The organism is Variovorax boronicumulans NBRC 103145, from assembly GCF_001591345.1.
Taxonomy (GTDB): domain Bacteria; phylum Pseudomonadota; class Gammaproteobacteria; order Burkholderiales; family Burkholderiaceae_C; genus Variovorax; species Variovorax boronicumulans.
This window is the reverse complement of the sequence record NZ_BCUS01000176.1, coordinates 1-9,065: the sequence shown is the minus strand read 5'-3', so window position 1 is coordinate 9,065 and position 9,065 is coordinate 1. Positions and strand designations below refer to the sequence as shown.

Below are 9,065 nucleotides of genomic sequence, written 5' to 3'. Positions count from 1 at the left end.
CATGCGCGCCGCTGGCCGCGCACAGCGCCGCGGCGGCGAGCAGCCGGGTCGTGGTACGGCGCGAAGGCTTGGAGGCGGCGAGGAAGTTCATGGTGTCGATGAAAGGCATGCGTCGAAGAGAAGAAGAAAGATCGGTCAGTCCAGCTGCAGCTTGCGCTCGCGGATCAGCTTGGACCACTTCTCATTGTCCGCCTTGACGAAAGCCGCAAAGGCCGCCGGGCCGAGTGGATGCACCTCGGCGCCGGCCGTTGCGAACTTGGCCTTGATCTCGGGTGTCGCCAGTGCCTTCGCGAGTTCACCCGACAGGCGATCGACCACCTCCTTGGGCATGTTGGCGGGGCCGACCAGCCCCTGGAAGCCGACTGCTTCCATGCCTGCGAGGCCCAGCTCCTTCACCGTCGGCACGTCGGGCAGTTGCGGATCGCGCACCGGCCCCGTCACGGCCAGCGCCTTGAGCTTGCCGCCCTTCACCTGCGGCAGCAGCACGCTGCCCGCATCGATGAGGATCTGCGTCTGCCCGCCCAGCAGGTCCTGCACCGCCGGCGCGCTGCCCTTGTACGGCACGTGCGTCATGTCCAGGCCCGTCACCTGGTTCATGAGCTCGCCGTTCAGGTGCGTCGAGGTGCCGTTGCCGCCCGAGGCGAAGTTGACCTTGCCGGGCTGGCCCTTGGCCCAGGCCACGAACTCCTTGAGGTTCTTCGCCGGATGGTCGGGCCGCGTCACCGCGATGTAGCTGCCCTGGCTGATCTGGCCGATGTAGGTGAACTGCTTGATCGGGTCGTACGGCGGCTTGCTCTGCAGGTACGGCGCGATGGCGAAGGGGCCGGTGTTGGCCAGCAGCAGCGTGTAGCCGTCGGCCGGCTGGCGCGTGAGCTCGGTGGCCGCGATCATGCCGCTGGCGCCCGGCTTGTAGTCGACCACCAGCTGCTGCTTGAGCGCCTCTTGCAGCGGCACCTGCACCGTGCGCGCCGCGAAGTCGATGCCGCCGCCGGGCGGGTAGCCGACGATCAGGCGGATGGGCTTGGCGGTGGGAAAGCCCTGGGCGATGGCCAAGCCGGCGGTCGTGGCCAGTGCGAGGCCGGTGCAGAGTCTGCGAAGGTTCATGGATGTCTCTCGATGTCTCTTGAATAAGAGCATCCATTTTGAAACATCGCCGGACCTCCGGCTCGCACCTGCTCAGGCTTCCTGCGCCTCCACGTCGTTGCCGATGAAGTTGCGCCCGCGCGCCCCGCCCTGCGCATGGCGCAGCATCTCGCGCGCCTCGTCCTCGCCCACGCCGTAGTCGGCGAAGCGCGTCTTCACGCCCAGCGATTCGATGAAGGCCGCGAGCTGCGCCGGCGCGTCGGCCAGCGGCATGCGCAGCGCCTGCGCCAGCACCGCGTCGCGGTCGGGCCGGCGGCCGATGGCGCGCGCCAGCACCATCGGCAGCGGGAACGAACAGGCGATGCCGTGCGGCAGGCCGTAGCGCAGCGTCATCTCGTACGAGATGGAATGCGCGAGCGCGGTCTTGGTGTTGGAAAACGCCATGCCCGCCTTCAGTGCCGCGAGTGCCATGCGCCCGCGCAGGTCGACGTCGTCCAGCCGGGCCATGAGCTGCGGCAGCACCTCCAGCGTGTCCTGCACGGCCGCCACGGCGAAGGTGTCGGACAGCGGATTGGCGTTGACGTTCCAGATGGCTTCGAGCGCGTGCGACAGCGCATCGAGCCCGCTTTGTAGCGTGACCGCCGCGGGCAGCGACAGCATCAGCTCGGGGTCGATGACGGCATAGGTCGGCCAGGTCTGCGGCAGGTGCAGCGAATACTTCTTCTGCCGCTCGCGGTCCCAGATGGTGGCCCAGGGCGTGACCTCGCTGCCCGTGCCGGCCGTGGTGGGCACGGCGATGAGCGTCTTGTGGCGCGTGGCGACGAAGGGCCGTTCGCCCGCGAGCCCCGCCACCAGGTCCGCGAAGCGCCCGTGGTCGTCGGCCACCATCAGCGCCTTCGCCGTGTCGATGGCGCTGCCACCACCGACCGCGACGATCACCTCGACGTCGGCGTGCGTGCGCCAGAACCATTCGTAGGTCTCGGCCAATTCCGCCACGTCGGGGTTGGGCCGCGTCTGGTCGAGCGTGCAGGCCAGCGCGTCGCCGAGCACCGACGCCAGCCGATCGAGCAGGCCCAGCGCGCGCGCCTCGGGAAAGGTCACCAGCGCGGCGCGCCGGCCTTCGAGCAGCTTCGGCAGGGACAGCAGGGCCCCTGCCCCGTACACGCTGTGCACGGGGTTGTGGTAGTTGGCGCTCATGGAGGGGTTTCTTCAGGAGGCGGCCAAAGCCGCGGGGACAGACGCGAGGAGCGATCGAGTCATCAGCGCGCGCCCTGCTGGATCCAGCCGCGCAGCCGGGTCGAGAGGTAGTCGGCCGTCATGACCATCACGACGATCACCAGGATGCAGGTGGCCGTGTCTTGGTACTGGAACAGCTTCATGCTGCCGACGAGCTCGAAGCCGATACCGCCCGCGCCCACCATGCCCAGCACGGTGGCCTGGCGCAGGTTGGTCTCGAAGCGGTAGACGATCACGCCGATCCACGCGGTGACCACCTGCGGAATGACGCCGAAGATGATGGTCTGGATCGGTCCCGCGCCGGTGGCGCGCAGCGCCTCGATCGGGCCCTGGTCGATCTCCTCGATCGACTCGGCGAAGAACTTGCCGAGCATGCCCGCACCATGCAGTGCCAGTGCCAGCACGCCGGGGAACGGACCGAGGCCCACGGCCGCCACGAAGATCAGCGCCAGGATGATCTCGTTGATGCCGCGCGTGATGTTCAGCACCTGCCGCATCGCGTGGAACACGGCGACGTTCGGCGAGATGTTGCGCGCCGCAAAGAAGCACAGCGGTACCGCAAGAATCACCGCCAGCAGCGTGCCCCACAGCGCGATCTGCACGGTCTCGATGGCCGGCTTCACGAGCTTGCCCATGAACTCCCAGTTGGGCGGCAGCATGCGCCCGAGGAAGTCGGCGATCCAGGGCATGCCCTTGCCGAGTTCGCTGAAGCTCACCTGGCTGCCGATGGCGGCCCACCAGAACACGCCGATGCCGGCGAGCACGGCCACGGCGTACTTCCACCAGCCGGGGTTGCCGGCGCTTCGGGCGATCAGCAGGTTGTAGCGTCCGAGGGCGATCATGATTGCTCCATGGCGAGTTGCGGGGCGGTGCGCACCGGCGCCGCATGAAGGGCCGCGGCGGGCACGCTCGGTGCTGCGGTGTCGGGCTCTGCGCCCGCAGCGGCGGCGTCGGTGCCCTCTTCCACGCCGCCCGGATAGATGAGGTGCAGCACCTCGTCGGTCAGCTCGTCGGGCCGGCCTTCGAACACGATGCGCCCGGCCGCCACGCCGATCACGCGCTGCGCGAACTCGCGGGCGTAGTCGACCTGGTGCAGGTTGCAGATCACCGTGATCCCGTCCTGCCGGCTGGCCTGCTTCAGGTAGTTGAGCACCTTGCGCGAGGTCTTCGGGTCGAGGCTGGCCACGGGCTCGTCGGCCAGGATCACCTTGGGCTTTTGCGCCAGCGCACGGGCAATGCCTACGCGCTGCTTCTGTCCGCCCGAGAGCGTGTCGGTGCGCAGGTCGGCCTTGGGGTCGAGCTCGACGCGGCGCAGGCATTCGCGGGCGATGGCGATGTCCTTCGCGGGGAACACCTGGAACCACGACAGGAGCGCGGGCATCGAACCCAGCCGCCCCGTCAGCACGTTCTTGAGCACCGACAGGCGCGGCACCACGTTGTAGTGCTGGAAGATCATCGCGACGTCGCGGCGCACCTTGCGCAGGCCGGCGCGGTCACCGCGCGAGCGCTCGCCGTCCACGTGGATCTCGCCTTCGCTCGGCTCGGCCAGGTGGTTGATGCAACGCAGCAGCGTCGACTTGCCCGCGCCCGATGCGCCGAGGATGACGACGAATTCACCCTTGGCCACCGTGAGGTCGACACGGTGAAGCGCGGTGAAGTCGCCGTAGCGCTTGCACAGCCCGCGGATCTCGATCATTTCATCTTCCTCAGGTCGAGGTTCAGCACCTTGGCCGTGTCGCGGATGATGTTGTAGGCCGCGTCGTTGGTCGGGTGGAAACCGTTGAGCAGGCCCTGGTCGGACCAGGGGATGTCCTTCACCTGCAGGAAGGCGGCCTGTACGCGCGTCTTCAGGTCGGCGGGCAGGTCCTTGCGCCACACGGTGGGCGACTCGGGGATCGGGTCCGACTTCCAGACCTCGACCAGGTCTTCGCGCTTGACCAGGCCCTTGGACACGGCAGCGTCGAGGATGCGGTCGGCGATGGCCGCGGCATCGACCTTCTTGTTCTGCACCGCGATCGCGCTCGAGTCGTGCGAGCCCGAGAAGATCACGCGACCGAAATCCTTGTCGGGGTTGAAGCCCGCCTTCAGCAGGCCGGCCTTCGGGAACAGATGCCCCGAGGTGGAGCTCGGATCGACGAAGGCGAAGGTCTTGCCCTTGAGGTCGGCCACCGTCTTGATACCGGTGTCCTTGTGGGTCACGATCTGGCTGTGGTACGAGGTGCGCCCGGCCTTCTTGGTCTCGGCCACCGCGAAGGCCTCGATGTCGGCCACCGTGGTGCCCAGCACATACGAGAAGGGGCCGAGGTAGGCCACGTCGAGCCGCTTGGAACGCAGCGCTTCGATCACGCCGTTGTAGTCGGCCGCCACGAAGGGCTTGACCGCGAAACCGAGGGCCTTGGACAGCATGTCCATCATGGCCTGGCTGTTGGCGATCATGGCGCGCGAGTCCTCGGAAGGAATCAGCCCGACAGTGAGAACCTGCTGTGCCCGTGCCATCGGCACGAAGGCGGACGCTGTCACGGCGGCAGTGCCGAGCAGCAGCTTTCTACGCTTCATCATGGTTGTCTCCAGTGGTCTGCGTTGCATGGAATCCTCAGGTCGTTTCGAAGGGCAAAAGTACCCGTCTCGAGTCTTCCAGTCGTGCGTGTCATGGTCATGACAACGTGAGGATTCGGGACGTCCGGCGTGTTTCTGTCGAGGCCTGGTCCGTCTTGAGCGCGAGTACATCACTGGTACTCATATCGATCAAATTCAAATTTTTTCGATGATCTATATACTGAACCTATAGATCAGAAAGGCCCCCGCGATGCGCCTCACCCAGCTGCGTTCCTTCTATGCCGTGGCCCGCGAAGGCAGCTTCACGCGGGCCGCCGAGCACCTGCATGTGAGCCAGCCCACCATCACCACGCAGGTGCGCTTTCTCGAAGAGGCCTACCAGGTCGAGCTCTTTCACCGACGCGGCCGGCGCGTGCAGCTCACCGAGATCGGCGAGCAGCTCATGCAGCTCGCGCAGCAGATCTTCAGCCTCGAAGGCGATGCGGTGGCGCTGCTCGGCGACGCCGGCAAGCTGCGCACCGGCCACCTGCGCGTGGCGGCCGTGGGCCCGTACCACGTGACCAAGATGCTGGTCGACTTCAGCCTGCGCTACCCCGACGTGAAGGTCACGGTGAGCACCGGCAATTCACAGGACGTGCTCGACCGCCTGCTCGACTACAGCGCCGACGTCGGCGTGCTCGCGCAGCTGGTGCGCGACGACCGCTTTCTGTCCGTGCCCTTCAGCCAGCACCCTGTCGTGATGTTCGTGCCCTCCACGCACCGCTTCGCGAAGCGGCGCAACATCCGCCTCGCGGAGCTGCAGGGCGAACGACTCATCCTGCGCGAGCAAGGCTCGACCACGCGCAAGGCGCTCGAACTGGCGCTCGCGAAAGCCAAGGTCGAGGTCGACGTGGTGATGGAAATCAGCAGCCGCGAAGTGATCCGCGAAGCCGTGGCGCAAGGCCTGGGCATCGCGGCCGTGTCGGGCGTGGAGTTCGTGCCGGGGCCGAACCTGCACATGGTCGGCTTCAGCGACACCGAAATTTTTACCTACGCCCACGTGCTGTGCCTGGCCGAGCGGCGCGAGATGCGCATGGTCAGCGCCTTCTACGACACGCTGGTGCCGGCCATCGAGGCGCGCAAGCGCAAGAGCTGAGAACGAACGCCGCGTCAGCCGCGCGGATGGTGCGCCGCGTGCAGCTGCTTCAGGCGCTCGCGCGCCACGTGCGTGTAGATGGTGGTGGTCGAGATGTCGGCATGGCCCAGCAGCAACTGCACCGCACGCAAGTCGACGCCGTGGTTCAACAGGTGCGTGGCAAAGGCATGGCGCAGCGTGTGCGGCGACAGCGGCACATGGATGCCGGCAGCCGCGGCTTGCTTCTTCACGATGACCCAGAACATCACGCGCGTCATGCCCGCGCCGCGCGCGGTCACGAACAGGTCGGGCGTCTGCTGGCCGTCGAGGATCACGGGTCGCGACTCGTCGAGGTAGCGCTCGATCCAGCGCCGCGCCTCGCCGCCGAAGGGCACGAGGCGTTCCTTGTTGCCCTTGCCGAGCACGCGCAGCACGCCATCGTTGAGGCTCATGTCGATCGCCTTCAGCGCCACCAGCTCGCTCACGCGCAGGCCGCTCGCGTACATCAGCTCCAGCATCGCGCGGTCGCGCAGGCCGAGCGGGCTCTCGACATCGGGCGCGGCCAGCAGGTCGTCGACCTGCTTCTCGGACAGCGTCTTGATCGCACGCGGCATCTGGCGCGCGGGCATGAGGCGGATGCTCGGGTCGGCCGTGATGCGCCGCTCGCGCAGCGCCCAGCGGTAGTAGCGCTTGAACACCGTGAGCCGGCGGTTCGCCGAGGTCGCCTTGCCCTTGGTGGACAGGCGCACGCCCATGTAGGCCTGCAGGTCGGTCTCGCGCGCGGCGTCCAGCCCCATGCCGCCGCGCTGCTCGCGCAGCCACTGCGCGAACAGCGCGAGGTCGCGGCGGTAGGCGGCCAGCGTGTTCTTCGACAGCCCGTCCTCGAGCCAGAGGGCGTCGATGAAGGTGTCGATGTCGGCGGTGGGGGGAGCGGCGAAGGCCTCGGTCATGCGGTGCAAGATAACAAAAGAAAAAGCCGCCCGGAACGCGGGCGGCTTTCGGGGGAAGCGAAGAGGCTCAGTCGAGCTTGAGGTTCTGCTTCTTCACGACCTGCTTGTACACGTCGAACTCGGCCTTGATCTGCGCGGCGAACTGGTCGGGCGTGTTGGCCACGATCAGCGAACCGGTGTCTTCGATGCGCTTCTTCACGGCCGGATCTTCCACCGCCTTCTTCACACCGGCGTTGATCTTGTCGACCACTTCCTTGGGCAGGCCCTTGGGGCCGAGGATGCCGTAGTAAGCCATGCGGTTGACCGGCTCCAGGCCGACTTCCTTGAAGGTCGGCACGTTCGGCAGGCCGGCCACGCGCTGCGGTGCCGACACCACGATCGGCACCAGGCGACCGCTCTGGATGAAGGGCATGGCCGAGGGCAGGTTGTCGAAGATGATCGGCACCTGGCCGGCCACCACGTCGTTCAGCGCCGGGCCCGCGCCGCGGTACGGGATGTGCGTGACGAAGGTGGTGGTCAGGCTCTTGTACAGCTCCATCAGCAGGTGGCCGATGCCGCCCGTGCCCGACGAGGCGTACGAATACTTGCCCGGGTTCTTCTTCAGTTCGGCCACGAACTCGGCGTAGTTCTTGGCCGGGAAGCTCGGGTTCACCGCGATCACGTTCGGCGTGGCCGCGATGTTGATGATCGGCGTGAAGTCGGTGATCGGGTCGTACGGCGTCTTCGGGTTGATGGCCGGGTTGGCCGCCGTGCTCGACACCGTGGCCACGCCCAGCTTGTAGCCGTCGGCCGGTGCGCGCGCCGTTTCGGCCGCGCCCACGATGCCGCCGCCACCGGCGCGGTTGATCACCACCACCGGCTGGCCCAGCACCTTGCCCAGCGGGTCGGCGATCACGCGCGCCACGATGTCCGTCGTGCCGCCGGGTGCGAACGGCACGCTCAGTTCGACCGGCTTGGTGGGATAGCCCTGCGCGAAACTCTGGCCTGCCACTGTGACCAGCGCGGCAGCGCCCACGAACGCGCTCCATTGACGACGTTGCATCGATAACTCCTTGACTTGACGGAACCGGCCGGGGCGGCCGGAAAAAAGCGAAGCCCGGATGCTAGCGGGTCGGGGCTTTCCGTCATGCTGTGGAATACCCACGGTTGTGCCGGTTTATGCTCGAAGCGGTGAACTACGCGCAGCTGCTCTTCCCCGATTTTTCCCTCATCGCCATCGGCTGGCTCCTGTGCCGCTACACCGCGCTCGACCGCCGCGTGTGGGACCAGGTCGAGAGCCTGGTGTATTACTTTCTATTTCCCGTCCTGCTGTTCCATTCGATCGTGCGCAGCCCGCTCGACTTCGGCGCGACCTCGAGCCTGCTGACCGCGGGCGTCGGCGTCGGGCTGGCCGGCATCGCGATGGCCTACGCCCTGCCCTTCGTGCCGGGCCTGCGCGCGCACATCGACCGGCACGACCACGCCGCCAGCGCGCAGATCGCGTTCCGCTTCAACTCGTTCATCTGCCTGGCGCTGGCCGAGCGGCTGGCCGGGCCCGAAGGCCTGCTGCTGATCGCGGTGCTGATCGGCGTGTGCGTGCCGATGTTCAACATCGCCGCCGTGTGGCCGATGACGCGGCATGCGCAGACCGGCTTCGTGCGGCAGCTGGTGCGCAATCCGCTGATCGTGGCGACGCTGGCGGGGCTGCTGGCCAATGTGCTGGGGCTCACGGTGCCTGGCTGGTTGACGCCGACGCTCACGCGGATCGGGGCTGCGTCGCTGGCGTTGGGGTTGCTTGCGGCGGGGGCGGGGATGCAGTTCGCGACGTTGGGGAGGGGGAAGGTGTTGGCGGTGTCTGTGCTGGCGATACGGCATTTCTTCTTGCCGCTCGTGGCTTGGGGGTTGTCGCTTGCACTGAAGCTGGACGCTACGCAGGCTTCGGTGTTGATGGCTTTTTCTGCTGTGCCGACCGCTTCGAGTGCTTATGTGTTGGCGGCTCGGATGGGATACAACGGGCCTTATGTGGCTGGGCTGGTCACGCTGTCTACGATCTTGGGGGTGGTTAGTTTGCCGTTTGCGTTGGCTCTGCCTCGGTAGTTGCCGCGTGGTCGTAGGACGTTCCGAGGCCGGGTCTCGCCCCGGCGGGC

The 9,065-nt window shown here is 67.2% G+C and carries 9 protein-coding genes; 2 read left to right on the top strand and 7 right to left on the bottom strand.

Features of this window, described 5'->3' with window-relative positions:
- Positions 1-135: 135 nt before the first annotated feature.
- The 5 genes from VBO01S_RS29480 to phnD form a co-directional block, all read right to left on the bottom strand.
- The gene (locus VBO01S_RS29480; protein WP_062482231.1) at positions 136-1,104 is read right to left on the bottom strand and encodes a Bug family tripartite tricarboxylate transporter substrate binding protein; all 969 of its coding nucleotides are present in this window, start codon (positions 1,102-1,104) and stop codon (positions 136-138) included.
- 72 nt (positions 1,105-1,176) lie between these two features.
- Complete coding sequence (gene psrA / locus VBO01S_RS29475; protein WP_062482228.1) at positions 1,177-2,280, bottom strand: iron-containing alcohol dehydrogenase PsrA; 1,104 nt, start codon at positions 2,278-2,280, stop codon at positions 1,177-1,179.
- Between the two features lie 62 nt (positions 2,281-2,342).
- Positions 2,343-3,161 carry a phosphonate ABC transporter, permease protein PhnE gene (phnE, locus tag VBO01S_RS29470; protein WP_062482225.1) on the bottom strand — a complete coding sequence of 273 codons (819 nt, stop codon included), beginning with the start codon at positions 3,159-3,161 and terminating at the stop codon, positions 2,343-2,345.
- A complete protein-coding gene (phnC, locus tag VBO01S_RS29465; protein WP_062482223.1) occupies positions 3,158-4,015 on the bottom strand; it encodes a phosphonate ABC transporter ATP-binding protein in 858 nt (285 codons plus the stop codon). The genes phnE and phnC overlap by 4 nt, the downstream gene beginning before the upstream one ends.
- A complete protein-coding gene (phnD, locus tag VBO01S_RS29460; RefSeq protein WP_062482233.1) occupies positions 4,012-4,875 on the bottom strand; it encodes a phosphonate ABC transporter substrate-binding protein in 864 nt (287 codons plus the stop codon). The genes phnC and phnD overlap by 4 nt, the downstream gene beginning before the upstream one ends.
- Before the next feature lie 250 nt (positions 4,876-5,125).
- Between phnD and VBO01S_RS29455 the strand changes: the two genes are divergently transcribed.
- The gene (locus tag VBO01S_RS29455; protein ID WP_062482221.1) at positions 5,126-6,010 is read left to right on the top strand and encodes a LysR substrate-binding domain-containing protein; all 885 of its coding nucleotides are present in this window, start codon (positions 5,126-5,128) and stop codon (positions 6,008-6,010) included.
- A gap of 14 nt (positions 6,011-6,024) precedes the next feature.
- Here the strand turns inward: VBO01S_RS29455 and xerD are convergent, their stop codons facing one another.
- Both xerD and VBO01S_RS29445 read right to left on the bottom strand, forming a co-directional pair.
- Entirely contained in the window at positions 6,025-6,939 is a 915-nt protein-coding gene (xerD, locus tag VBO01S_RS29450) for a site-specific tyrosine recombinase XerD (protein ID WP_062482218.1), read from the bottom strand.
- 67 nt (positions 6,940-7,006) lie between these two features.
- The gene (locus VBO01S_RS29445) at positions 7,007-7,981 is read right to left on the bottom strand and encodes a tripartite tricarboxylate transporter substrate binding protein BugE (protein WP_062482215.1); all 975 of its coding nucleotides are present in this window, start codon (positions 7,979-7,981) and stop codon (positions 7,007-7,009) included.
- A gap of 116 nt (positions 7,982-8,097) precedes the next feature.
- On the opposite strand from VBO01S_RS29445, the gene VBO01S_RS29440 reads away from it, so the two are divergent.
- Positions 8,098-9,015 (top strand): AEC family transporter, encoded by a 918-nt coding sequence (locus tag VBO01S_RS29440; RefSeq protein WP_062482210.1) that lies wholly within the window; start codon positions 8,098-8,100, stop codon positions 9,013-9,015.
- The last annotated feature ends 50 nt before the right edge of the window (positions 9,016-9,065 follow it).